The organism is Streptomyces naganishii JCM 4654 (genome assembly GCF_014650575.1).
GTDB lineage: Bacteria > Actinomycetota > Actinomycetes > Streptomycetales > Streptomycetaceae > Streptomyces > Streptomyces naganishii.
This window is the reverse complement of sequence record NZ_BMVF01000009.1, coordinates 285,641-309,868: the sequence shown is the minus strand read 5'-3', so window position 1 is coordinate 309,868 and position 24,228 is coordinate 285,641. Positions and strand designations below refer to the sequence as shown.

Below are 24,228 nucleotides of genomic sequence, written 5' to 3'. Positions count from 1 at the left end.
GCATCGCCGCGACCAGGGCAGCCCCCTAACACCCGTCGTTCTGCGCACCGGCGAACCCCATCGCGCCCCTGTACGGGCGCGCGCCGCCCTACCGCTGCCGGGGCGGGCCGATGCGGATCGTGTCGCAGAACACCGGGCGCACCGGGCGTCCGTGGGTGTCCGTCATCCGCAGGGGGGTGCCGTAGTCGGTGCGGGCGGGGTTCGGGGGGCGTACGACTATGACGGGGTCGAGGTCGGTGGGGATGGCGCAGTATCCGTGCCGGTCGGGCGAGGCCGGGTAGGTGAGCGGGAAGACGACCGGGTGGCCGTGGCGCAGCAGCACCCGGACCCGCGCCTTGGTGCCGGGTTCCGTCCAGACCGCGGGGCCCTTGCCCACGTGCGCCTCGAGATAGGGGTAGCCGTGGAGGGCGCAGGGCCGCGCGGCGGTGTTGGCGGCGCTCAGCAGGGCGGTGGCCGGTCCGTGGCCGGGCTTGCCGTCGAGGCGGGTCAGGGTCCAGCGCAGTTGCCCGCTGCGGCAGGGGGCCGCGTGGGGGGTGCCGGCCGGGGAGGAGGGGGAGGCGGTGGTCGGCGTGGGGCGGGGGGTCGCCGAGGTGGTGCCGGTCGGCGAAGTCGTGGGTGTGGGGGTGCCGGCGGACGCGGTCGTGCGGTGCGCCGAGCTGGGCCGTGGGCCGGCCTCGTGGTGGGCCGGGCCGCAGGCCGTGACCGCGAGGACGACCGCGAGGGAGATCGCGGAGAGTGCCGCTGTCCGCCGTGCCATGAGGAGCCTTCCCTGCCGGGAGGCGTCCGGCGGAGGCCCCGTACCGCCGCTCCTGCCTCCCGCACTGGAAGATGCGCGTGGCGGCGGGGAGGTTCCAGTGAGGGGGAACACCCCGGCGGCCCGGCGCGTTGATCTGCTGCGGCAGGAACGGAGGCCCTGGCAGTGCACGGTGAGTACAAGGTGCCCGGCGGCAAGCTCGTCGTCGTGGACGTGGAAGCCGAGGACGGCGTGCTGAGGCACGTGCGGGTGGCGGGCGACTTCTTCCTGGAACCGGACGAGGCGCTGGACGCGGTGAACGGCGCGCTGGAGGGCGCCCCCGCGGACACGGACGCGGCTGGCCTCGCCGCCCGGATCGACGCGGCGCTGCCCGAGGGCACGGTGATGTACGGGCTGACGTCGGAGGGCGTGGGCATCGCGGTGCGCCGCGCGCTGGCGCACGCCACCGACTGGACGGACTACGACTGGCAGCTCGTCCACGAGGGCCCGCAGTCCCCGGCGCTGCACATGGCGCTGGACGAGGTGCTGACGGCGGAGGTCGCCGCGGGCCGGCGCCCGCCGACGCTGCGGGTGTGGGAGTGGGGCGCCCCGGCGGTGATCATCGGCAGCTTCCAGTCCCTGCGCAACGAGGTGGACCCCCAGGGCGCCGCGCTCCACGGCATCGAGGTGGTGCGGCGGATCTCCGGCGGCGGCGCGATGTTCGTGGAGCCGGGCAACACGATCACGTACTCGCTGTCGGTGCCCGAGGCACTGGTGCAGGGCCTGTCCTTCCAGGACAGTTACGCCTACCTGGACGACTGGGTGCTCGGCGCCCTCGGCGACATGGGCATCCGCGCCTGGTACCAGCCGCTGAACGACATCGCCACCGAGCAGGGCAAGATCGCGGGCGCGGCGCAGAAACGGGTCGTGGGACCGCACGGCGGCCCCGGTGCGGTGCTGCACCATGTGACGATGTCGTACGACATCGATGCGGACAAAATGCTCCAAGTGCTGCGGATCGGGCGGGAGAAGATGTCCGACAAGGGGACGAAGAGCGCGAAGAAGCGGGTGGATCCGCTGCGCCGGCAGACCGGTCTCGCGCGCGAGGCCGTGATCGCGCGGATGATCGACTCCTTCCGCGGGCGGTACGGGCTGTCGCAGGGCAAGGTGACCGACGACGAGCTCGCCCGGGCGCGGGAGCTGGCGCGGACGAAGTTCGGTTCGGCCGAGTGGACGGCGCGGGTGCCGTAGACGTGCCGTAGGCGTGCCGTTGGCGTCTTCGGCCGTAACCACGTGGGCACGGAGCGAGTTCGCCCTTCCGCCCCACAGGGTCTCGTGTGAAACTGTCGTACCGTCCGCGGTGCGGACCAGTGCCGCACCGTCCGTCCCCCACACGAGAGTGCGCCGTGCGTGATCTCCCGCTGCCGCTCGCGCTCACCGCGCGGCTGAGTCCCGTCGTCGTGCTCGCCTGCGCGGGCTGGGCGTTGACGTCCGGCCCGTTCGCCCCCGCGCCGGCCGCCGAGCACCGCACGGCGCAGCAGACCACTCCGTCCGGCGGCGCGGAGGCGTCCTCGCCGTCCGCCGCGCCGTCCTCGGCGGCGGAGTCCAAGGCGTACGACTCGGCCCCGGCGCCGTGCACCAGCGTGACGGCGACGACGATCGGGGCGCTGGTACCGGGCGCGAAGACGGCGGGCAAGGAGATCCCGTCCACGGACACCAAGGTGCGCCGCACCTGCTCGTGGAACGCGCTCAAGGGCTACGACTACCGCTGGCTCGACGTCTCCTTCGAGATCATGGACTCGCCGGCGGCCGCGCAGAAGGCGTACCAGGACCGGACGGCGGAGAAGAGCGGCGGCGGGGCGGTGCCGGGTCTCGGGGACAGCGCGTACTCCGTGGTGAACCTGACCACCCAGGACAAGCAGCAGACCCGTGAGGGCGTGGTGATGGCGCGTTCCTCCAACGCGCTGGTGGTCGTCACGTACAACGGCAGCGACTTCGAGACGAAGAAGGCGCCGGACACGGACGAGATCAACAAGGGCGCCATCAAGGCGGCCAGGGACGCGGTGGCCGCGCTGGGGAACGGCCGGAAGGGCTGACCGTTCCCCACGGGTGTTCACGCGGTGGCGGCCCGCTCCCGTGTGCGGGACAGCATCAGCAGCAGGTACAGCACCATCGAGGTGCCCAGGCCCACCGCCCAGCCGTAGTCCGCGAGGGACTTCAGGGCCGGGATCGGGCGGCCGTCGATCAGCGGATGGAAGTCGGCGCCGCCGATGGCGAGGACGCCGCCGGTCACGAAGGCGACCACGCCCCGCCAGTTCCAGCCGCCCGCGTACCAGTAGCGGCCGCCCGTGCGGTACAGGTCGACCAGGTCGAGGTGGGCGCGCCTGAGGATCCAGTAGTCGGCGATGAGGATGCCGGCGACGGTGCCGAGCAGGCCGCCGACCAGGCCGAGCCAGGTGAAGATGTAGCCCTGCGGGTCGGAGTACAGCTTCCACGGGCACATCACCACGGCGAGCACGGCCGTGATGAGGGCGCCGGTGCGGAAACTGATCCTGCGCGGCGCGACGTTGGAGAAGTCGAAGGCCGGGGAGACCATGTTGGCCGCGATGTTGACCGAGAGGGTCGCCACCAGCACGGTCACCAGCGCGTACAGCAGTCCGGCCACGTTGTCCGTCTTCGCCGCCAACTGCACCGGGTCCCAGACCGGTTGGCCGTAGACGGCCTGGGAGCCGGAGGTGACCAGCACCGACAGGAAGGCGAACAGGGTCATGGTGGTGGGCAGGCCGAGGGCCTGGCCGCGGGTCTGCGCCTTCTGACTCCTGCCGTAGCGGGTGAAGTCGGGGATGTTGAGCGACAGCGTGGACCAGAAGCCGATCATGCCCATCAGGGCGGGCGCGAACAGCTTCCAGAAGTCCGCTCCCCAGCCCAGCCTGGAGGGCTGGTCGAACAGCGGGCCGAGGCCGCCGGCCTTGCCGCTCATCCACCACAGCATCACGAACGCGCCGACGAGCACGAAGGGCGCCGCCCAGTTCTCGAAGCGGCGGATGGTCTCCATGCCCCGGTAGATGACGGCCACCTGGATCGCCCAGAAGATCGCGAAGGACAGCCACATCGTCCAGGCGTAGCCGCCCAGGTGGGAGGCCTTGGTCCAGCTGTCGCCGATCAGCTTCCCGGCGAGGAAGTAGATCGCCTCACCGCCGATCCAGGTCTGGATGCCGAACCAGCCGCACGCCACCAGCGCCCGTACGACGGCGGGCAGGTTGGCGCCGCGCACGCCGAAGGAGGCGCGGGCGAAGACCGGGAAGGGGATGCCGTACTTGGGCCCGGCGTGCCCGGTGAGCAGCATCGGCACCAGCACGATCAGGTTGGCCAGGGCGATGGTGAACACCGCCTGCTTCCAGTCCATGCCGACGGCGATCAGGCCGGAGGCCAGGGTCCAGGAGGCCGTGTTGTGGGCCATGCCGACCCACAGCGCGGAGAAGTTGTAGGTGGTCCAGGTGCGCTTGGCGACCGGGACCGGCAGCAGGTCCGCGTTGGCGTAGGGACCGCCGGGCAGCGGGGCGCCGGGGGCGATCTCCACGCGCCCGTCGGGGCGGGTGACCTGGGCGGTCGGCGGTATGGCCGTGGGAGCGGTGTCGGTCATGGGCAGCCCAATCCATGAGGCGGGTCGAAGCGGGGCGGTGCGGGCACCCGGCCCCTCCCCGGGGAGGTGGGGAGGGGCGACAGTGGAGTGGGGGGTTGTCGGAACTCGGTCGCGGGGATCAGGAGTTGACGGCCGGGATGACCTGCTGCCCGTACGCGTCGATCACAGCTTCCTGCGCGTCGTGCATGTCGTACACGGCGAACTGGTCGACGCCCAGTGCGCGCAGCGCGTTCAGCTTCTCGATGTGCTTCTCCACCGGCCCGACGAGGCAGAACCTGTCCACGATCTCGTCGGGCACGAACTGGGTGTCGGGGTTGCCGCTGCGCCCGTGGTGGGCGTAGTCGTACCCCTGGCGGGCCTTGATGTAGTCGGTGAGTTCGTCCGGTACGGCGGCGGAGTGCTCGCCGTAGCGCTCGACCAGGTCGGCGACGTGGTTGCCGACCATGCCGCCGAACCACCGGCACTGCTCGCGGGCGTGGGCGAGCGCCTCGGGCGAGTCGTCGGCGGTGACGTAGGCGGGCGCGGCGACGCAGACCGTCACCGCGTCCGGGTCGCGTCCGGCCGCCGCTGCCGCGTCCCTGACGGCCTTGACCATGTACTCGGTGAGGTAGAGGTCGGCGAGCTGGAGGATGAACCCGTCGGCCTCCTCGCCGGTCATCTTCAGCGCCTTGGGCCCGTACGCGGCCATCCACACGGGCAGTTCGGCGCCGGGTCTGACCCAGGGGAAGCGGATCACGGTGCCGCCGAGGTCGGCCTCCTCGCCCCTGCCGAGCGCCCGGATGACCTTCATGGCTTCGCTGATGCGGGCGAGCGTGTTGGGTTTGCGGCCGGCGACGCGCATCGCGGAGTCGCCGCGGCCGATGCCGCAGACGGTGCGGTTGCCGAACATGTCGTTGAGGGTGGCGAAGGTGGAGGCGGTGACCTCCCAGGTGCGGGTGCCGGGGTTGGTGACCATCGGGCCGACGGTCAGCCGCTCGGTCTGCGCGAGGATCTGGGAGTAGATGACGAACGGCTCCTGCCAGAGCACGGCGGAGTCGAAGGTCCAGCCGTAGCGGAAGCCGTTGCGCTCGGCCCGCTGCATCAGGCTGACGACGCGCGAGGCCGGCGGGTCGGTCTGGAGGACGAGTCCGAAGTCCATGGGCGCCACTCCTAGTTGAGGTACTGACAGGTGGAGCGCGGGGTGTAGACGCCGTGCCCGGCGTGCCCGGTGTACTCCCGCTCGGTGATGACGGGTTCGCCGCGCGAGAGGACCGTCTCCACCCGGCCGGTGACGCGCCTGCCCTCGTAGGCGGAGTAGTCGACGTTCATGTGGTGCGTCTGCGCGGACATGACCTGCTCGGCGTGCGGGTCGTAGATGACGACGTCGGCGTCGGCGCCGGGGGCGATGGTGCCCTTCTTCGGGTACAGGCCGAACATGCGGGCCGGGGTGGCGCAGGCGATCTCGATCCAGCGGCGGCGGGAGATGTGCCCGTCGACGACGGCCTGGTGGAGCAGGTCCATGCGGTTCTCCACGCCCGGCAGCCCGTTGGGGATCTTGGAGAAGTCGCCGCGGCCGAGCTCCTTCTGGCCGGTGAAGCAGAAGGGGCAGTGGTCCGTGGAGACCACCTGGAGGTCGTTGGTGCGCAGGCCCTTCCACAGGGCGGCCTGGTGCTCCCTGGGCCGCAGGGGCGTGGAGCAGACGTACTTGGCGCCCTCGAAGTCCGGTTCGGCGAGGTTGTCGGTGGACAGGAACAGGTACTGCGGGCAGGTCTCGCCGAAGACGTTCAGCCCGTCGTCGCGGGCCCGGATCAGTTCGGCGACCGCCTCCCGCGCGGAGACGTGCACGACGTACAGGGGGGCGCCGGCGACCTGGGCGAGCCGGATGGCGCGGTGCGTGGCCTCGGCCTCCAGCAGCGCCTTGCGGACCTCGCCGTGGTAGCGGGGGTCGGTCTCGCCGCGGGCGAGGGCCTGTTCGACGAGCACGTCGATGGCGATGCCGTTCTCGGCGTGCATCATGATCAGCCCGCCGTTCTCGGCGGAGCGCTGCATGGCGCGCAGGATCTGGCCGTCGTCGGAGTAGAAGACGCCGGGGTAGGCCATGAACTGCTTGAAGGAGGTCACGCCCTCCTCCACGAGCAGGTCCATCTCCTTCAGCGTCTCGTCGCCGACGTCGGAGACGATCATGTGGAAGCCGTAGTCGATGGCGCAGTTGCCCTCGGCCTTGGCGTGCCAGGCGTCGAGTCCCTCGCGCAGGGTGTGGCCGACGCTCTGCACGGCGAAGTCGACGATCGTGGTGGTGCCGCCCCAGGCCGCGGCCCGGGTGCCGGTCTCGAAGGTGTCGGAGGCGAAGGTGCCGCCGAAGGGCAGTTCCATGTGGGTGTGGGCGTCGACGCCGCCGGGGATGACGTACTTCCCGGTGGCGTCGACGACCCGCTCGGCCGTCCATGCCTCGGCGGCCGGGGTGCCGGAGGCGGCGAGGGCGGCGATGCGGCCGTCCTCTATCAGGACGTCGGCGTGGATCTCGTCGGAGGCGGTGATGACGAGGCCACCACGGATGACGGTACGGCTCATGCTCCCTCTCCTTCCGGTCGTGACACGGTGTGTTCGGTGCCCGGCCCCGGGCCGGTGCGGGCCGTCGGTCAGGGCGCGGTCAGCGGCCCGTACGCACCCGGGGCGCGGTCGCGGTAGAACTGCCAGCGGTCGCGGACCTCGCGCAGCTTGGCCAGGTCGAGGTCGCGCACGAGGAGTTCGGTCTCCTTGTCGCCGGCCACCTCGCCGACGAACCGCGCCTCGGGGTCGACGAAGTAGGAGGTGCCGTAGAAGTCGTTGTCGCCCAGTTCCTCGACGCCGACCCGGTTGATCGCGCCGACGAAGTACTCGTTGGCGACCGCCGCCGCCGGCTGCTCGAGCTGCCAGAGGTAGCCGGACAGGCCGCGGGAGGTGGCCGACGGGTTGAAGACGATCTCGGCGCCGGCCAGGCCCAGGGCGCGCCAGCCCTCCGGGAAGTGGCGGTCGTAGCAGATGTAGACTCCGATCCGGCCGGCCCTGGTGTCGAAGACGGGCCAGCCGCTGTTGCCGGGCCGGAAGTAGAACTTCTCCCAGAACCCGCGCACTTGGGGGATGTGGGTCTTGCGGTACTTGCCGAGGTAGGAGCCGTCCGCGTCGATCACGGCGGCGGTGTTGTAGAGGACGCCGGGCTGTTCCTCCTCGTACATCGGCAGCACGAGGACGATGCCCAGTTCGCGGGCGAGCGCCTGGAAGCGCCGGACGATGGGGCCCTCGGGGATCCGCTCGGCGTACTCGTAGAACGCCGGGTCCTGGACCTGGCAGAAGTAGGGTCCGTAGAACAGCTCCTGGAAGCACAGGACTTGGGCGCCCTGCGCGGCCGCGTCGCGGGCCGCCTGCTCGTGGACCTGGATCATGGACTCCTTGTCGCCGGTCCAGGCGGTCTGGAAGAGGGCGGCACGGATCACTCTGCTCATCGGGTCCTCCGCTCTGTTCGGTGTGCGGCGAGCGTAGAAAGCCGGGCGCCCCGCTTTGAGGTGCACCGTGTCACGTCTGCGGGGGTGTGGCGTGTCACCGTGTCACCTTCTCGACGTCGCATGTTTCACCGCCGTTTTCCCAGGTGATCGCGGGCTTCACTGGTGTTGCGCATCGTGCGCGAGGAGCGCGATGTGCACGGAGGCGGCCTGCTCGAAGTCGTCGAGGTCCACCCCGAGCCGGGTCTGTATGGCCTCCAGGCGGCGGTAGAGGGCGGGCCGGGAGACGTGGTGGAGCTGGGCGGTGCGGGACTTGTTGCGGCCGGTGGCGAGGTAGGTGCGCAGCACGTCGAGCAGGTCCTGGCCGGCCCCGCACAGCAGCCCGTCCAGCTCCCGCTCCGCGAAGGACTGCACATGGGGGTCGTCCCGCAGCAGCCGGATCAGTCCGCGCAGGTGCACGTCCTTCAGGCGTACGACGGCCGGGAGTTCGAGCGCGGCGGCGGAGTCCGCGACGGCCTCGGCGACGTGCCGTGCCTCGCGCAACCCGGCGGGCACCTCGTCCCAGGCGGTACGGGCGTCGGCGGCGGCCACCACCGTGCCCTCCGCCCCGGACTCGGCGCGCAGCCGCGCCGCGAAGTGCGCGGTGAGGGCGTCGGCGTCCTGGTCGCGGGCGAGGCTGAGGAGTACGGCGGTGGCGCCCTCGGCGAGTTCGGCGGCCAGGCCGGCCAGGCCCAGCAACCGCAGCAGCCGGTCGAGTTCGGCCGGGTCGCCGCCGGGCACGACGAGGGGCACGAACGTGCGCCGGTTGACGGGCAGTCCGGCCGCGCGTGCCCGGGGCAGCAGTTGCCGGGCCGCGACGACCCCGCTGACCAGGTCGGTGAGCAGGCCCTGCGCCGACTGCTCCTCCCAGGTGCAGCCCGCGTTGCCGCCGAGCATGCGGTGCAGCACGAGGGCCTCGGCGGCACGGTCGGCGAGCAGCCGTCCGGTGGCGGTGTCGCCGCGGTGCCCGCACAGCACGATGCGGCCCCAGCGTTCGCCGCGTCCGCCGAGTTCGGCGCGGATCCAGCCGTCGCCCTCGCTGCCTCCCCCGGTGCCCGAGCGGCCCGGGTGGTGCCCCCACGCCTGCCTCGCGATGCGCTCCCAGTCGCGCAGCACGTCGTCGACCGCGGACCGCTCCCCCGCCGTGGCCAGGACCCGGTGGGCGAGGTTGGTGACGACGACGGGGCAGGCGCTGTGCTGGGCGATCTCGTCGAGCAGCGCCTGGAGGGGGGCGCCGGCGGTGATCAGCGCGGTGAGCGCGGTGCGTACGGACTCCGAGAGGCTGACGGCGGCGAACTTGCGCCGCACCAGCCGGGACTGGACCTCCTCGGTCAGTTCGGCGAAGGGGAAGGGGCGGTGCAGGACCACCAGGGGCAGCCCGCACCGCTCGGCGGCCCGGCGCATCACCTCCGGCGGGGTGGGGAAGGCGCGGCCGAGGCCGAGTACGACGGCGGCGGCCTCGGCGCGGTGCAGGGAGCGGATGTACTCGGCCTGCTTGTCCTCGTCGTCGGCGAGCAGCACTCCGGTGGTGAGGACCATCTCGCCGCCGGTGAGCATCACGCCGACGTCGGCGGCCTCGGCCACGTGCACCCAGCGCACGGGCCGGTCCAGGTGGCCGGCGCCCGCCACCACCTCGGGCTCCCCGGCCAGCACCCGCTCCAGGGCGAGGATCTGACGGACCGACAGGGCCGCTCCGCCGGCTTCCGCTTCGAAGGAGGTCAGGGGCCTGCCCGAGGCGGTCGTCATGGCGAGTCCCCTTTCTTCACGCCCGGTTCGGCGCGGCTTGCCTCAGTACGCGCTGTGCGGCGCCCGTCAGTACGCGCTGTGCAGGGCCCGTTCGAGGATGGCGGCGCCCTCCTCGGCCTCCGCGACGGTCAGGGACAGCGGCGGTGCGATGCGCAGGGCGCTGGTGCTGTGCCCGCCGCCCTTGCCGATGAGCAGGCCGCCCTCGCGGGCCGCTTCCAGCACGGCGGCGGCCGCCCGGGGATCGGCCTCGTCGGTGCCGGGCCTGGCCAGTTCGACGCCGATCATCAGCCCGCGTCCGCGCACCTCCCGCACGCCGGGCAGCTGGGCGGCGACGGCCCGCAGCCGCTCGATGAGCAGTCCGCCGACGCGGCGGGCGTTGCCCTGGAGGTCGTGCTCGATGAGGTGGTTGAGGTTGGCGAGGCCGGCGGCCATGGTGATCTGGGTGCCGCCGAAGGTGGAGATGCTGTTGGCGTCCAGGCAGTTCATGATCTCGGCGCGGGCGACGACCCCGCCGATGGACATGCCGTTGCCGATGCCCTTGGCGAAGGTGACGATGTCGGGCGGCCCGTTCTCGCCGTGCGCCTGCCAGCCCCAGAAGTGCTCGCCGGTACGGCCCCAGCCGGTCTGCACCTCGTCGGCGATCCACAGGATTCCGTGTTCGTTCAGTACGTCGCGGAAGGCGGCGTAGAGGCCGTCGGGCGGGGAGGTGAACCCGCCGACACCCTGGATGGGTTCGGCGATCAGGGCGGCGGGCGGGCGGGTGTGGCCGAGGAGGTCGCGCAGGTCCTCCACACAGGCGGCGATGAACTCGGCGTCGCTCAGGTGGGCGAACGGGCCGCGGGTGCGCACGCCCCCGTGGACGTAGAGGGTCTGCAGCGGGGACAGGGAACTCGGGGACCAGGAGCGGTTGCCCGTGATGCCGATGGCGCTGAAGGAGCGGCCGTGGTAGCTGTTGCGCATGGCCAGGATCGTGTTGCTGCGCCGGTGGGTGGTGGCGAGCAGCAGCGCGGTGTCGTTGGCCTCGGTGCCGGAGGTGGTGAAGAAGACCCGGGCGTCCGGGATGCCGCTCAACTGGGCGATGCGCTCCGCGAGTTCCACCATCGGCCGGTTGAGGTAGAGGGTGGAGGAGTGGATGATCCGCCCGGCCTGCTCGCTGACCGCCTTGGTGACCTCGGGCAGGGCGTGCGCGGTCATGGTGGTGAGGATGCCGCCGAAGAAGTCCAGGTAGCGCCGGCCCTCGCTGTCCCAGACGTGGCGGCCCTCGCCGTGGGTGATCTCCAGGGGGCTGTCGTAGTAGAGCGCGAGCCAGTCGGGCAGGACGGCCCGGTGCCGGTCGTAGAGGTCGTTCACGGCTGCACCAGCCCTTCGTAGGCGTCGGGGCGGCGGTCGCGGTAGAAGGCCCACTGCTGCCGCACCTCTTCGATGAGGTCGAAGTCGAGGTCGCGGACGAGGAGTTCCTCCTTGGTGTCGTCGGCGACGTCACCGACGAACTGTCCGCGCGGGTCGACGAAGTAACTCGTCCCGTAGAAGTCGTTGTCGCCGTACTCCTCGCGGCCGACGCGGTTGATCGCGGCGACGAAGTACTCGTTGGCGACGGCGGCCGCGGGCTGTTCCAGCCGCCACAGGTAGGAGGACAGGCCGCGGTGGGTGGCGGAGGGGTTGTAGACGAGCTGGGCGCCGTTCAGGCCGAGCTGCCGCCAGCCCTCCGGGAAGTGGCGGTCGTAGCAGATGTAGACGCCGACCTTGCCGGCCGCGGTGTCGAAGACGGGCCAGCCGAGGTTGCCGGGCTTGAAGTAGTACTTCTCCCAGAAGCCCTTGACCTGCGGGATGTGGTGCTTGCGGTACTTGCCGAGGTAGCTGCCGTCGGCGTCGACGACGGCGGCGGTGTTGTAGTAGAGGCCGGACTGCTCGACCTCGAAGACCGGGACGACGATCACCATGCCGGTCTCGCGGGCGAGTTCCCTCATCCGGCGCACGGTCGGCCCGTCCGGCACCGGCTCGGCCCAGCGGTAGTGCTCCGGTTCCTGGACCTGGCAGAAGTAAGGCGAGTTGAAGACTTCCTGGAAGCCGATGATCCTCGCGCCCTGCCGGGCCGCTTCGCGGGCGTGCTCCTCGTGCTTGGCGATCATGGACGCGGTGTCGCCGGTCCAGGTGGCCTGGACCAGGGCCGCACGGACGACGTTGGCCATGAGCTGCTCCTTCGACGTACGTCAGAGCCAGTGTCATCCCCGCCCGGCCGGGGATGTGACACGGGCTCCCGGCCTCTACGCCCGTAGAACAGGCCTAGAGGCACGAACGTAAGCCTCTGGGACGGCCTTGCCAAGACCATCGTCGTGAACCCGCTGAGTCGATCCTGTTTCACACTCCGCTGGACGAGTGCGGGAGGGCCGCCGCGGCCCTTGCGTCGGAGACGGACGCGCACCCCAGGAGACGGACGCGTGCCCCGGGAGAGGGATGCGCCCCCGGAGAGGGACCCACGCCCCGCAGACGGACGCACCCCCGGCAAGGGACGCGCCGCCGCCTCAGACCTCGGCCGGTGTGCAGCGCCCCGCCATCTCGTCCATCGACAGGCCGAGGGCGCCCGCGAGCGCGGCCACGGTGAAGAAGGCCGGGGTCGGGGCGCGGCCGGTCTCGATCTTGCGCAGGGTCTCCGCGGAGATGCCGGCGCTCGCCGCGATCTGGGTCATGCTGCGGTCGCCGCGCGCCTCGCGCAGCAGCCGCCCGAGCCGCTCGCCGCGTTCGCGCTCTTCGGGGGTGAGAGGGGTGCGCACCATGCCGCCATTCTACGGCGACGAGCGTGATTCAAATACCGGTATAGTAATTGGCATGGTGGAACTGAAGACAGACGCCTCGATCGACGCCATGTACGAGGCCGGCCAGGTCGTGGCCCGAACACTCACCGCCCTGCGGGACGCGGCCGGCGTGGGCGTCTCCCTGCTGGAACTGGACGCCCTGGCCCGGGACGTGCTGCGCGAGGCGGGCGCGACCTCGCCCTTCCTCGGCTACCGGCCCGCCTTCGCCCCGATGCCCTTCCCGGGTGTGCTGTGCGCGTCGGTGAACGACGCGATCGTGCACGGCGTGCCCACCCGGTACCGGCTGCGCGACGGCGACCTGCTCTCCCTGGACTTCGGGGCGGAGCTCGGCGGCTGGGTGGGCGACTCCGCGCTCAGCCTCGTCGTCGGCCGGCCGCGCCCCGAAGACCTGCGGCTGATCGAGACCGCTGAGCGGGCGCTGGCCGCGGGCATCGAGGCGGCCGTCGTCGGCAATCGCATCGGCGGCATCGCTCACGCCATCGGCTCGGTGTGCCGCGAGGCGGGCTACGGCATCATGGACGGCTTCGGCGGCCACGGCATCGGCCGGCGCATGCACGAGGACCCCGGCGTCCCCAACGAGGGCCGCCCCGGCCGCGGCCTCCCCCTGCGCCCCGGCATGGTCCTCGCCATCGAGCCCATGCTGATCGCCGGCGGCACGGACGGCTACCGCACCGCACCCGACGGCTGGACCCTGCACACCACGGACGGCACCCGCGCGGCCCACGTGGAACACACGGTGGCGATCACGAGGACGGGCCCCCGCGTCCTCACCCAACGGTAGGAGCAGCCGCTCGGAGCACGGGGAACCGCGCGACCGGCCCGCACGGACCACGAGCCGCGAGCCACCAGCCACAGCCACCAGCCACGAGCCGCGACCGACGCCCTCCCCCGGCTCACCGGCGCCCGGAATGCCCGGGCAAACGGAACATGCAATCGTGGCATGAGCCCCACTTATCCCGGTTACCCGGCGGGAGCCACACGTCAGCGAAGGAACGGAACACGATGACCAGCGGCTTCATCGGCCCGGAGGGCGACCCCTTCGGCGAATTCCTCGCCCGCTTCTTCGGCGGACCCCGCCCCGGTCCCCGGCAGATCGACATCGGCCGGCTCCTCAGCCGGCCGGCCCGGGAGCTCGTCAGAGGCGCGGCCCAGTACGCCGCCGAGCACGGCAGCCGGGACCTGGACACCGAGCACCTGCTGCGGGCCGCGCTCGCCACGGAGCCCACCCGCAGCCTGCTCAGCCGGGCCGGCGCGGACCCCGACTCGCTCGCCACGCAGATCGACGAGCGGTCCGGGCCCGCCCAGCACCCGCCGGGCGAGACGCCACCGCCCACCTCACTGTCCCTGACCCCGGCGGTCAAGCGCGCCCTGCTGGACGCGCACGACATGGCGCGGGCCAGCGGCGCCGGCTACATCGGCCCCGAGCACGTGCTGAGCGCGCTCGCCGCGAACCCGGACTCCGCCGCCGGGCACATCCTGAACGCGGCCCGCTTCGCGGCCTCCGCACTGCCCCCCGAGGCGCCGGACACCGCCCAGCACCCGGGGACCGAGCGGCAGCGGTCCACCTCGACGCCCACGCTCGACAAGTACGGGCGCGACCTCACCGACCTGGCCCGGCAGGGCCGGATCGACCCGGTGATCGGGCGGGAGCAGGAGATCGAGCAGACGATCGAGGTGCTCTCCCGGCGCGGCAAGAACAACCCCGTGCTGATCGGTGACGCGGGCGTGGGCAAGACCGCCATCGTGGAGGGGCTGGCCCAGCGGATCGCCGAGGGCGACGTGCCCGACGTGCTCATCGGCCGCCGCGTGGTCGCCCTGGACCTGACCGGTGTGGTGGCCGGCACCCGTTACCGCGGCGACTTCGAGGAGCGGCTGAACAACATCGTCGGCGAGATCCGCGCCAACTCCGAGCGGCTGATCGTCTTCATCGACGAGCTGCACACCGTGGTCGGCGCCGGCTCGGGCGGCGAGGGCGGCGCGATGGACGCGGGCAACATCCTCAAGCCCGCCCTGGCCCGCGGCGAGCTGCACATCGTGGGCGCGACCACGCTGGAGGAGTACCGCAGGATCGAGAAGGACGCGGCGCTGGCCCGCCGGTTCCAGCCGATCCTGGTGCCCGAGCCGTCCACGGGCGACGCGCTGGAGATCCTGCGCGGCCTGCGCGACCGCTACGAGGCCCACCACCAGGTCCGCTACACCGACGAGGCACTGGTGGCGGCGGTGGAGCTGTCCGACCGCTATCTGACCGACCGCCGCCTGCCGGACAAGGCGATCGACCTGATCGACCAGGCGGGCGCCCGGGTGCGGCTGCGGGCCCGGACCAAGGGCACGGACGTACGGGCCATGGAGCGCGAGGTGGAGCAGCTCGCGTGCGACAAGGACCAGGCGGTCGCCGACGAGCAGTACGAGCGGGCCACGCAGCTGCGCGACCGCATCACCGAGCTGAAGGAGCGGATCGAGCAGGCCAGCGGCGGCGAGGAGGCCGACGAGGGCCAGCACCTGGAGGTCACCGCGGAGGCCATCGCCGAGGTGGTGTCCCGGCAGACCGGCATCCCCGTCAGCAGCCTCACCCAGGAGGAGAAGGAGCGGCTGCTCGGCCTGGAGGAGCACCTGCACCGGCGGGTGGTCGGCCAGGAGGAGGCCGTCGCCGTGGTCTCCGAGGCGGTGCTGCGCTCCCGCGCCGGACTGGCGAGCCCGGACCGGCCCATCGGCAGCTTCCTGTTCCTCGGCCCGACCGGCGTCGGCAAGACCGAACTGGCGCGGGCGCTGGCCGAGGCGCTGTTCGGCAGCGAGGAGCGCATGGTCCGCCTGGACATGAGCGAGTACCAGGAGCGCCACACGGTCAGCCGGCTGGTCGGCGCCCCGCCCGGGTACGTGGGGCACGAGGAGGCCGGCCAGCTCACCGAAGTGGTGCGCCGGCACCCGTACTCGCTGCTGCTGCTCGACGAGGTCGAGAAGGCGCACCCGGACGTGTTCAACATCCTGCTCCAGGTGCTCGACGACGGGCGGCTCACCGACTCCCAGGGCCGCACGGTGGACTTCACCAACACGGTCATCGTCATGACGAGCAACCTCGGCTCGGAGGCGATCACCCGGCGCGGCGCGGGCATCGGGTTCGGCCCGGGCGGCGCGGACGCGGACGAGGAGGCGCGGCGCGAGCAGATCCTCAGGCCGCTGCGGGAGCACTTCCGGCCGGAGTTCCTCAACCGCATCGACGAGATCGTCGTCTTCCGGCAGCTCACCACCGACCAGTTGCGGCAGATCACCGATCTGCTGCTGGAGAAGACCCGCCGGCTGCTGCACGCGCAGGGCGTGGCCGTGGACTTCACGGACGCGGCCGTCGACTGGCTGTCCCGGCGCGGCTACCAGCCCGAGTACGGCGCCCGTCCGCTGCGCCGCACCATCCAGCGCGAGGTGGACAACCAGCTGTCCCGGCTGCTGCTGGACGGCCGGCTCGGCGAGGGCGGCCGGGTCACGGTGGACGTGGTGGACGGCCGGCTCACCTTCGACACGCAGCCCGCGGAGCCCACGCCCGCACCGACGGAGTAGAGCCGACGGGCCCGCCTCACGACGAGTGGGGCGGGCCCTGCGCCGTACGGAACACGCCGGGAGGCGTTACCGCTCCGGGTGGACGACCATGGCCGAGCCGCCGCCGCGCCGGACCTTCTCCGCCGCGGCGAGCCACTCGCCGTTCGGCAGCCGCTGCACGCCGGTGGCCGCGCCGATCTCCGGGTTGAGCTTGAAGGAGTGGCCGATCGCCTCCAGCTTGCCGCGCAACGCGCTGTCGTAGAGGGCGGGTTCGAGTTCGGTCTGTGCCGCGTTGCGCTGGCTGGCGCGGGGCGCGGCGATAGCGTCGACCAGTGGCAGGTGCCGGTCGAGGAACTCGGTCAGGGTCTGCAGCACGGTGGTGATGATGGTGGCGCCGCCGGGTGAACCGAGCGCCACCACGGGCCGCTTGTGCGCGTCGAGCACGATCGTCGGCGAGATCGACGAGCGCGGCCGCTTGCCGGGGCCGGGCAGGTTCGGGTCGTGCACGGCCGGGTTGGCGGGGGCGAAGGAGAAGTCGGTCAGCTCGTTGTTGAGCAGGAACCCGCGGCCGGGCACGGTGATGGCGCTGCCGCCGGTCTGCTCGATGGTCAGGGTGTAGGAGACGACGTTGCCCCAGCGGTCGGCGACCGTCAGGTGCGTGGTGTTCTCGCCTTCGTACGTCGTCGGGGCGGCCGTGCCGCCGGTGCCGCAGGCGGCGGGGTGGCGCGGGTCGCCGGGGGCGAGCGGGCTGGTGAGGACCGCGTCGTCCTGGATCAGGCAGGCGCGCGAGTCGGCGTAGCGCTGGGAGAGCAGCTGCCTGGTCGGTACGTCCTCGAAGGCCGGGTCGCCGACCCAGCGGCCGCGGTCGGCGAAGGCGATGCGGCTCGCCTCGATGAAGTGGTGCAGGTACTGCGTCTCGCTCGCCCGGGAGAGGTCGGTGCGCTCGAGGATGTTGAGCGCCTCCCCGACGGTCGTGCCGCCGGAGGAGGAGGGCGCGATGGAGTAGACGCCGAGTCCGCGGTACGAGGTCTTCGTGGGCGCCTGGAGCTTGGCGCGGTAGGCCGCGAGGTCCCGCGTGGACAGCTCGCCGGGGCGGGCGTTCCAGCCGGAGCCGGGGTCGACGGGCGGGTGCTGGACGGTCTTGACGATGTCCTTGCCGAGGTCGCCGTGGTAGATCGCGCCGACGCCCTCGCGGGCCAGCTCCTCGTAGGTGCGGGCCAGGTCGGGGTTCTTGAAGGTGGAGCCGACGGCGGGCAGCCGTCCCCCGGGCAGGAACAGCTTGGCGGTGTCGGGGAAGTAGCGGAAGCGGGTCTCGTTGGACGCCGTCTGGGAGCGGAAGGTGTCGTCGACGGTGAAGCCGTGGCGGGCGAGCCGCTCGGCGGGCTGGAGGACCGTGCCGAGCCGCCGGGTGCCCCACTCGTCGAGCGCGGTCTGCCAGGTGGCGGGCGTGCCCGGGGTGCCGACGCTCAGGCCGCTGCTGACGGCGTCGTTGAAGGCGAGCGGCTTGCCGTTCTCCAGGAAGAGGCCGGAGTCGGCGGTGAGGGGGGCCGTCTCGCGGCCGTCGATGGTGTGGACGGTGCGGGTGCGGGCGTCGTAGTAGACGAAGTAGCCGCCTCCGCCGATGCCGGAGGAGTACGGCTCGGTGACGCCGAGGGCGGCGGCGGTGGCGACGGCCGCGTCGACGGCGTTGCCGCCCTTTCTCAGCACCTCGATGCCGGCGGCCGAGGCGTCCGCGTCGACGCTCGCCACGGCGCCGCCGTAGCCGACGGCCACGGGGGTTTTCTGGACCGTTCTCGGTTTCGCGTCGGGCTGCGCAGCGGGCGGGGCCGTGGCCCCCACCGACACGACGGCGGCCGAGACCGCCAGGACCGCCAGTTTGCGTGCGACTGGGCGACGCATCCGCACCTCCAGGGAAAAGGCCGTCCGGGCAGCCTAATCGATGACCATGGCCACGTCAGGAAGGCGGGGAAGCCCGTTGCCGAACACGGGTTTGCGTTCGCCCGCTACCATGCGCGCCCATGACTGACGACGTGCGCAACATCGTCCTCGGCGTGCTGGCCGCCGGCATCAGCGCAGCGCTCGGCTGGCTGGCCCGCACCTACCTGTGGCGGCGCAGACTGCGGCGCAAGCAGGCCTTCTTCGGGCTGCCGGACAACTCGGAGTCGCTGCTGGTGGTCAACCGGGACGCGGGTGGCCCCGATCTGACGGTAACCCGGCACGACGTCTTCGCGCTGCTCGAACTCTCCGCGCTGATCAAGGACTGCCATGCGGCCGCTCAGGTGATAGCGCACGACGCGGCGCAGCAGGGGTTCGGCGAACGCACCGAGTTCTGCGTGGGAGGGCCGGCCTCGAACCGGCGGATGGCCGCGCACCTCTCCTCCCTGCTGCCCGGCGTTCGGGTGAACGTGGACGCGGAACCGGGGCCGGACCGGGGAGCGTTCCAGATCGGCGGCGAGCGTTACCGGCTGGAGGCGGGGCGCAGCGAGTACGTGCTCCTGGCCCGGCTGACGGCCGGTGAGCGGCGGGCGGAGGCGCGGCCGGTGTTCCTCTTCTGCGGCCAGCGCGCGATCGACAACCAGGCGGCGACCCGCTATCTGGCCCGCAATCACGAGCGGCTGTCGCGCAAGTACGGCGGGGGCTCGTTCGTACTGCTGTTGAAGGTGGTCAACTCCCAGGCGTACGGCCCCGACGTGGTCGAACTGGTGGCCGATGTGACCCGTGCAGCACAGGCGCCCCTGCCGGCGCAGGGGGCGCCCGAGTCGCGGACCTCGCACCGGGCGACGAGCTGACGGGCGCACTCCGAACGCACACGTCAGCGGGGTCCCCGCGCACGAAGATCCGCACTTCAACAAGCTTTACCGGCACGTAACTTACCGACGGGTTACTTCTGTTGAGCCCCTGAGGTTACCGTCGGGTCACTTTGCACTGGAACGAGTGAGGAGTGTCCCGTGGGACTCAACCGCAAGGCCCTGCGTACGACCGCCGTGGGTGCCGTCTCGGCGACGCTGATCGCCGGTGGCGCCCTGGCGGCCGCCCCCACCGCGCAGGCGGCGGCGAACGGCGTCCGCTTCGTCGACATCACCGGCGACGGCGGTACGGTCCTCAAGGCCAACGTCGTCACCCCGGCCGGCGCCGACGGCTCCCGCACCTACCCGCTGGTCGTCCTGCCCACGAGCTGGGGCTTCCCCCAGGTCGAGTATCTCGTCCAGGCCCAGAAACTGGCCGACTCCGGCTATGTGGTGGTCAGTTACAACGTCCGCGGCTTCTGGCAGTCCGGCGGGCAGATAGACGTCGCGGGCCCACCCGACTGGGCCGACGCCTCCAAGGTCATCGACTGGTCCCTCGCCCACACGCCGGCCGACCCCTCGCGCATCGGCATGGCGGGCGTCTCCTACGGCGCCGGCATCAGCCTGCTCGCCGCCGAACACGACAAGCGGGTCAAGGCGGTGGCGGCCCTCAGCGGCTGGGCCGACCTGATCGACGCCATCTACTCCCACCGCACCGAGCACGTCGAGGCGGCGGCCGTGCTCGACGCCGCGGGCATGGTCGCGGGCCGCGAAAGCCCGGAGACCCGGCAGGTGTTCGACGACTTCTACGCCTCGAACCTGGCGAAGGAGCAGGAGCTGATCGACTGGGGGAAGAAACGTTCGCCCGCGACCTACGCCGACGCGCTCAACGACAACCGCACGGCCGTCCTGCTCGCCAACGCCTGGGGCGACACCGTCTTCTCCCCCAACCAGTACGCCGACTTCTACGAGCGGCTGACCGGCCCGAGGAGACTGGAGCTCCGCCCCGGCGACCACGCCACCGCCGAACTGCCCGGCCTGTTCGGCATCCCCAACGACGTGTGGACCGACACCCGGCGCTGGTTCGACCACTATCTGCGCGGCCAGGACAACGGCATCGACCGCGAGCAGCCGGTCCAGCTGAAGTCCCGCTCCACGGACGGCTACGAGGGCTACCCCGACTGGAAGTCGGTGGGCGCCGACCGGCGCACGTTCGACCTGACCGCCCCGGCCACGATCCACGCGAACGTCGACTCCGGCGCGGACGGCGGGATCGTGTTCCTCTCCAGCATCCTCGACCAGGTGACCCGCATACCGCCGATGGCGTGGGTCCCACTGCTGCCCCGGCGCTGGGCCGCGGTGTGGCAGTCGGAGCGGTACGGCACCGCCCAACGGGTGCGCGGCACCGCGATGTTGCACACCACGCTCACCCCGACCAAGGAGAGCGGCACCTTCATCGCCTACCTGTACGACGTGGGCCCGCTCGGCGTCGGCAAACTGGTCACCCACGCGCCCTACACCTGGCACGACCGCACGCCCGGCGAGCGGTTCGGGGTGGATCTGCCGCTGTACTCCACGGCGTACGACGTCCCGGCCGGGCACAGGCTGGCCCTGGTCGTGGACACGGTGGACCCGCTCTACACCGAGCACAACCCGTCCGGCGCGCAGCTGACCTTCTCCTCGCCGGCGGACGACCCGTCGTACCTGTCCGTCCCGCTGCGCGAGCAGTGATCTCCGGCTGCCGCCGGCCGGGTATGGCTCTGTGAGCTGCTGCCCCCTACGGTCGAGGGGCCGTGGGGGGTACCCCACCCGGCAGCAGCGCCCCGGTCCCGGTGGATCCGGGCCCGCTCGCCCTCACCACAGGGATGAACGGCACATCGTAGTCGAGGTTCCGCCCGTTGGGTCCGCCGGTGTGGAGGAACGCCCTTCGGCCATGCCCAGTCCTGCTCACTCTCGGCGGTCGTGGTCGTGGCCGCAAACTATCCGGACAAACCCGGCGAAAACCACCGACACGCACTCAGCGCCCAATAGCCGTATTTACACCGCGCCCAGGTCAGGCGCCCGCTCCGGCCCGGTCGACCGCGTCCCACCCGGGCGGACGGCGGGCGGGGTCAGGCCTCGGAGATCTCCGCGTAGAGCTGGGAGAGTTCGGGCACACCCGCCTCCGCCCACTCGTGGCCCGCGCCGACCACGTCGATCTCGCGGCCGGAGGCCAGGCGGACGACGGGCTGGCCGTTGGGCCAGATCCGCCACCCCGCTCCCGGCACCGTGCGCACCACCACCGTGCCCAGGTACAGCCCGGCGTCGTTGCCGAGCCAGGACAGGGTGTCGATGTCGTCGCGCCAGCGCGGCAGCAACTGGTCGAGCGCCTCCAGCGAGGCCGCCGAGTCGTCGAGGCGCACCCCGCCGGCGGCAGCCTGGGAGCGCAGCAGCTCGCACTCGGAGAGGAGTTCGGCGACGGCCTCGGCGTCGGGTGGGCCGTCGCCCGCCGAGACCACCGCGACGCCGCGCGCCAGTCCCCGCTTCTTGCGCCAGTTGTCCGCGAAGGGGATGTTCATTCCCCCAGCGTGGCACCGGCGGCGCCACGGCGCACCGGTGCCGCGCCTCAGACGTCCAGGTCCACCACGACCGGCGCGTGGTCCGAGGCGCCCTTGCCCTTGCGCTCCTCGCGGTCGACGTAGGCGTCGGTGACGGCCTTGGCGAAGGGCTCGTTGGCGTACACCAGGTCGATGCGCATGCCGCGGTTCTTGGGGAAGCACAGCTGGCGGTAGTCCCAGTACGTGAACGGGTGCTCGTACTTCAGGGGCCGCGGGACGACGTCCGCGAGGCCGGCCTCGCGCAGGGAGGCCAGGGCGGCGCGCTCGGCGGGGGTGACGTGGGTGGAGCCCTCGAACGCCGCGCGGTCGTAGACGTCGTCGTCGGTCGGCGCGACGTTGTAGTCGCCGAGGACGGCGAAGGGGCGGCCGCCCGCCGCGTCGCCCGCGACCGCCGCGCGCAGGGCCTCGAACCACTGGAGCTTGTAGGCGTAGTGAGGGTGGTCCACCTCGCGGCCGTTGGGCACGTAGACCGACCAGACGCGGACCGGGCCACAGGTCGCGGAGATCGCGCGGGGCTCCTGGACGCCGTCGAACCCGGGATCGCCGGGCAGGCCCTTGACCACGTCCGCGAGGCCCACGCGGGAGAGCACCGCCACGCCGTTCCACCGGCCGGTGGCGTGCACCGCCGCCTCGTAGCCGAGGTCGCGCAGCTGGTCGAACGGGAACTGTTCCTCGGCGATCTTGGCCTCCTGGAGGCACAGCACGTCGGTGCCGCTGCTCTCCAGCCAGGCCAGCAGCCTCGGGAGGCGGGCGGTGATCGAGTTCACGTTCCAGGTCGCGATGCGCATGCCTCACAACCTACCGGGCGGGACTGACAGCGCCTCCCGCCCGGCGGTGGCCCGCCGCGCTCAGACCTCCGCCGAGGCGCCCGGCGTGAGCCTGAAGTGCTCGGCGCCCCCGAGCGCACCGATCTGGTTGTCGTAGATCGGGCGGGCGAGGTCGGTCAGGAGGGCGTCGTGGACGTCGTAGGCGCGCTGCGGCTTGACCTCGCGGACGTACTCGATCACCTCCGCGATCTTGTTCCAGGGCGCCATCACCGGCAGCATCAGCGTCTCGACGGGGTGGTCGGGCACGGTGAGCGCGTCGCCGGGGTGGAAGACGCGGCCGCCGTCGATGAGGTAACCGACGTTGGTGACGCGGGGGATGTCCGGGTGGATCACCGCGTGCAGTTCGCCGTGGACCTGGACGTCGACGCCGGCGGCGGTGAAGGTGTCGCCGTGGCCGACGGTGTGGACACGGCCCGGGAAGGCGGGGGCGAGCCGGTCCGCGACCGACCTCAGCGTCCACACCGCGAGCTCCGGATCGGCCTCCAGGGCGGCGCGCAGCCGGGCCTCGTCGAAGTGGTCGGGGTGCTCGTGCGTGACGAGGACCGCCTCCGCGCCCGCCAGCGCGTCGTCCTCGGTGAACATCCCCGGGTCGACGACGAGCGCCCGCCCGTCCTTCTCGAGGCGGACGCAGGCGTGGGTCTTCTTGGTGAGCTTCATGGGTCCCATCCTGCCGCGCCGGAGCCTTGCGCGGGGCGCGGCAGGGTGGTGCCCTCGGTGCCCGGATGATCTACCGGGGCGTGGATCACTCCGCGGGAGTGGTCTCCTCGCGGACGACCTGCTGGGCGACCCGGAAGGCGCGGCCCGCGGCCGGCATGCCCGCGTACACGGCCGTCTGCAGCAGCACCTCCTTGATCTCGGCGGGGGTCAGGCCGTTGCGCAGGGCGGCCCGGGTGTGCGCGGCGAGCTCCTCGAGGTGGCCGCCGGCGACCAGGGCGGTGAGCGCCACGCAGCTGCGGGTGCGGCGGTCGAGGCCCGGCCGGTCCCAGATCGCGCCCCAGTTGCTGCGGGTGCTGAACTCCTGGAAGTCGCCGGAGAAGTCGTCCGCCTCGGCCAGCTCCCGGTCCACGTGGGCGTCGCCGAGCACCTCGCGGCGGATCTTCAGCCCGATGTCGTACGCGTCCCGCGACCCTGCGGGCATCGGCTCCGCCGCCATCGGGGCGATCTCCGCGATGGGCGCGGCCTGCGGGGGCGCCACCGGGACGGGCGCCGCCGGAGGCGCGAGGACGGCCATGTGTCCGGTGGTCGCGTCGAAGCCGGGCTGCCAGGCGGTGGAGAAGTGCCGCACCAGCAGGTCGGTCACGGCCGCCGGCTGCTCCACCGGCACCAGGTGCGAGGCGCCGGGCACCACGGCGAGGCGGGCGTCCGGTATCCCGGCGACCAGCGTACGGGCCTCGGCGGGCCCGGTGACCTGGTCCTCGGAGCCGACCAGGACCAGCGTGGGCACGCCGACGCGGCCCAGTTCGGCGCGGACGTCGAAGGAGGCGAGCGCCTCGCAGGCGGCGATGTAGCAGCCGGGGTCGGTGGTGCGCACCATCTGCACGGCCCAGTCCGTGATCGCGGGCTGCGCGGCGGCGAACCCGGAGGTGAACCAGCGGTCCGGGGAGGTACGGGCGATCGGGTCCAGCCCGTTGGTGCGGACGACGACCCCGCGCTGGCGGAACTCGTCGGCGGTGCCGAACCTCGGCGAGGCCGCGATCAGCGCGAGGGAGGCCATCCGCTCCGGGTGGCGCAGGGCCAGCTCGACGCCGATCGCCCCGCCGAGCGCGCAGCCCGCGTACCCGAAGCGATGCACGCCGAGCCCGTCGAGGGTGGCCAGCAGCCGCCCCGCGAGATCGGATACGGCCCCGGCCGGATGCGCGGGCGCACCACCGTGGCCGGGCAGATCGAACCGGAAGATGCGCCACTGCCGCGTCAACTCCGGTATCTGCCGGTCCCACATGTGCCATGTGGTACCCAGTGAGGGACCCAGGATCAGGACCGGAGCGTCTTCTGGCCCGTCAAAGCGGTATTGCAGGGTGTTCGGGGGTGTCTCACTCACGCCCCAGACCCTCTCACGTC

At 72.2% G+C, this 24,228-nt stretch carries 20 protein-coding genes; 6 read left to right on the top strand and 14 right to left on the bottom strand.

Annotated elements, in window-relative coordinates; translation table 11 throughout:
* Positions 1–88: 88 nt before the first annotated feature.
* On the bottom strand, positions 89–757 hold the full coding sequence (locus IE217_RS19210; protein WP_190179100.1) for a DUF4232 domain-containing protein: 669 nt from the start codon (positions 755–757) through the stop codon (positions 89–91).
* 162 nt (positions 758–919) lie between these two features.
* On the opposite strand from IE217_RS19210, the gene lplAB reads away from it, so the two are divergent.
* Together lplAB and IE217_RS19200 are read left to right on the top strand one after the other, a co-directional pair.
* A complete protein-coding gene (lplAB, locus tag IE217_RS19205) occupies positions 920–1,984 on the top strand; it encodes a lipoate-protein ligase LplAB (RefSeq protein WP_190179099.1) in 1,065 nt (354 codons plus the stop codon).
* A 155-nt stretch (positions 1,985–2,139) separates the two neighbouring features.
* On the top strand, positions 2,140–2,829 hold the full coding sequence (locus IE217_RS19200) for a hypothetical protein (protein WP_190179098.1): 690 nt from the start codon (positions 2,140–2,142) through the stop codon (positions 2,827–2,829).
* Positions 2,830–2,846: 17 nt separating this feature from the next.
* Here the strand turns inward: IE217_RS19200 and IE217_RS19195 are convergent, their stop codons facing one another.
* From IE217_RS19195 to IE217_RS19160, 8 genes are all read right to left on the bottom strand, one after another.
* Complete coding sequence (locus IE217_RS19195; protein ID WP_190179097.1) at positions 2,847–4,376, bottom strand: NCS1 family nucleobase:cation symporter-1; 1,530 nt, start codon at positions 4,374–4,376, stop codon at positions 2,847–2,849.
* Positions 4,377–4,494: 118 nt separating this feature from the next.
* On the bottom strand, positions 4,495–5,514 hold the full coding sequence (locus tag IE217_RS19190) for a TIGR03842 family LLM class F420-dependent oxidoreductase (protein WP_190179096.1): 1,020 nt from the start codon (positions 5,512–5,514) through the stop codon (positions 4,495–4,497).
* An 11-nt stretch (positions 5,515–5,525) separates the two neighbouring features.
* A complete protein-coding gene (hydA, locus tag IE217_RS19185; protein WP_190179095.1) occupies positions 5,526–6,926 on the bottom strand; it encodes a dihydropyrimidinase in 1,401 nt (466 codons plus the stop codon).
* Between the two features lie 68 nt (positions 6,927–6,994).
* Positions 6,995–7,837, bottom strand: coding sequence for a nitrilase-related carbon-nitrogen hydrolase (locus tag IE217_RS19180; RefSeq protein WP_190179094.1), 843 nt, complete (start codon positions 7,835–7,837; stop codon positions 6,995–6,997).
* 156 nt (positions 7,838–7,993) lie between these two features.
* The gene (locus IE217_RS19175; protein WP_190179093.1) at positions 7,994–9,619 is read right to left on the bottom strand and encodes a PucR family transcriptional regulator; all 1,626 of its coding nucleotides are present in this window, start codon (positions 9,617–9,619) and stop codon (positions 7,994–7,996) included.
* A gap of 66 nt (positions 9,620–9,685) precedes the next feature.
* Positions 9,686–10,969, bottom strand: coding sequence for an aspartate aminotransferase family protein (locus IE217_RS19170; protein WP_190179092.1), 1,284 nt, complete (start codon positions 10,967–10,969; stop codon positions 9,686–9,688).
* Positions 10,966–11,808, bottom strand: a complete 843-nt coding sequence (locus IE217_RS19165; protein ID WP_190179091.1) for a nitrilase-related carbon-nitrogen hydrolase — start codon at positions 11,806–11,808, stop codon at positions 10,966–10,968. Before IE217_RS19165 ends, IE217_RS19170 begins: the two co-directional genes overlap by 4 nt.
* Before the next feature lie 333 nt (positions 11,809–12,141).
* A complete protein-coding gene (locus tag IE217_RS19160) occupies positions 12,142–12,393 on the bottom strand; it encodes a helix-turn-helix domain-containing protein (protein ID WP_190179090.1) in 252 nt (83 codons plus the stop codon).
* 52 nt (positions 12,394–12,445) lie between these two features.
* On the opposite strand from IE217_RS19160, the gene map reads away from it, so the two are divergent.
* Together map and IE217_RS19150 are read left to right on the top strand one after the other, a co-directional pair.
* Positions 12,446–13,213, top strand: a complete 768-nt coding sequence (gene map / locus IE217_RS19155; RefSeq protein WP_190179089.1) for a type I methionyl aminopeptidase — start codon at positions 12,446–12,448, stop codon at positions 13,211–13,213.
* A gap of 221 nt (positions 13,214–13,434) precedes the next feature.
* A complete protein-coding gene (locus tag IE217_RS19150; RefSeq protein WP_190179088.1) occupies positions 13,435–15,981 on the top strand; it encodes an ATP-dependent Clp protease ATP-binding subunit in 2,547 nt (848 codons plus the stop codon).
* Positions 15,982–16,047: 66 nt separating this feature from the next.
* Here the strand turns inward: IE217_RS19150 and ggt are convergent, their stop codons facing one another.
* Entirely contained in the window at positions 16,048–17,859 is a 1,812-nt protein-coding gene (gene ggt, locus IE217_RS19145) for a gamma-glutamyltransferase (protein WP_190179087.1), read from the bottom strand.
* A gap of 119 nt (positions 17,860–17,978) precedes the next feature.
* On the opposite strand from ggt, the gene IE217_RS19140 reads away from it, so the two are divergent.
* Positions 17,979–18,749, top strand: a complete 771-nt coding sequence (locus tag IE217_RS19140; protein ID WP_190179086.1) for a hypothetical protein — start codon at positions 17,979–17,981, stop codon at positions 18,747–18,749.
* 159 nt (positions 18,750–18,908) lie between these two features.
* Complete coding sequence (locus tag IE217_RS19135; RefSeq protein WP_190179085.1) at positions 18,909–20,477, top strand: alpha/beta fold hydrolase; 1,569 nt, start codon at positions 18,909–18,911, stop codon at positions 20,475–20,477.
* Positions 20,478–20,857: 380 nt separating this feature from the next.
* On the opposite strand, the gene IE217_RS19130 is transcribed toward IE217_RS19135, so the two are convergent.
* The 4 genes from IE217_RS19130 to pcaDC all read right to left on the bottom strand — a co-directional run bounded on the left by IE217_RS19130 (position 20,858) and on the right by pcaDC (position 24,208).
* The gene (locus IE217_RS19130; RefSeq protein WP_190179084.1) at positions 20,858–21,304 is read right to left on the bottom strand and encodes a DUF6278 family protein; all 447 of its coding nucleotides are present in this window, start codon (positions 21,302–21,304) and stop codon (positions 20,858–20,860) included.
* A gap of 47 nt (positions 21,305–21,351) precedes the next feature.
* Positions 21,352–22,131, bottom strand: a complete 780-nt coding sequence (locus IE217_RS19125; RefSeq protein ID WP_190179083.1) for an exodeoxyribonuclease III — start codon at positions 22,129–22,131, stop codon at positions 21,352–21,354.
* 60 nt (positions 22,132–22,191) lie between these two features.
* Complete coding sequence (locus IE217_RS19120) at positions 22,192–22,827, bottom strand: MBL fold metallo-hydrolase (RefSeq protein WP_190179082.1); 636 nt, start codon at positions 22,825–22,827, stop codon at positions 22,192–22,194.
* A gap of 85 nt (positions 22,828–22,912) precedes the next feature.
* Complete coding sequence (pcaDC, locus tag IE217_RS19115; RefSeq protein ID WP_190179081.1) at positions 22,913–24,208, bottom strand: bifunctional 3-oxoadipate enol-lactonase/4-carboxymuconolactone decarboxylase PcaDC; 1,296 nt, start codon at positions 24,206–24,208, stop codon at positions 22,913–22,915.
* Positions 24,209–24,228: the final 20 nt, after the last annotated feature.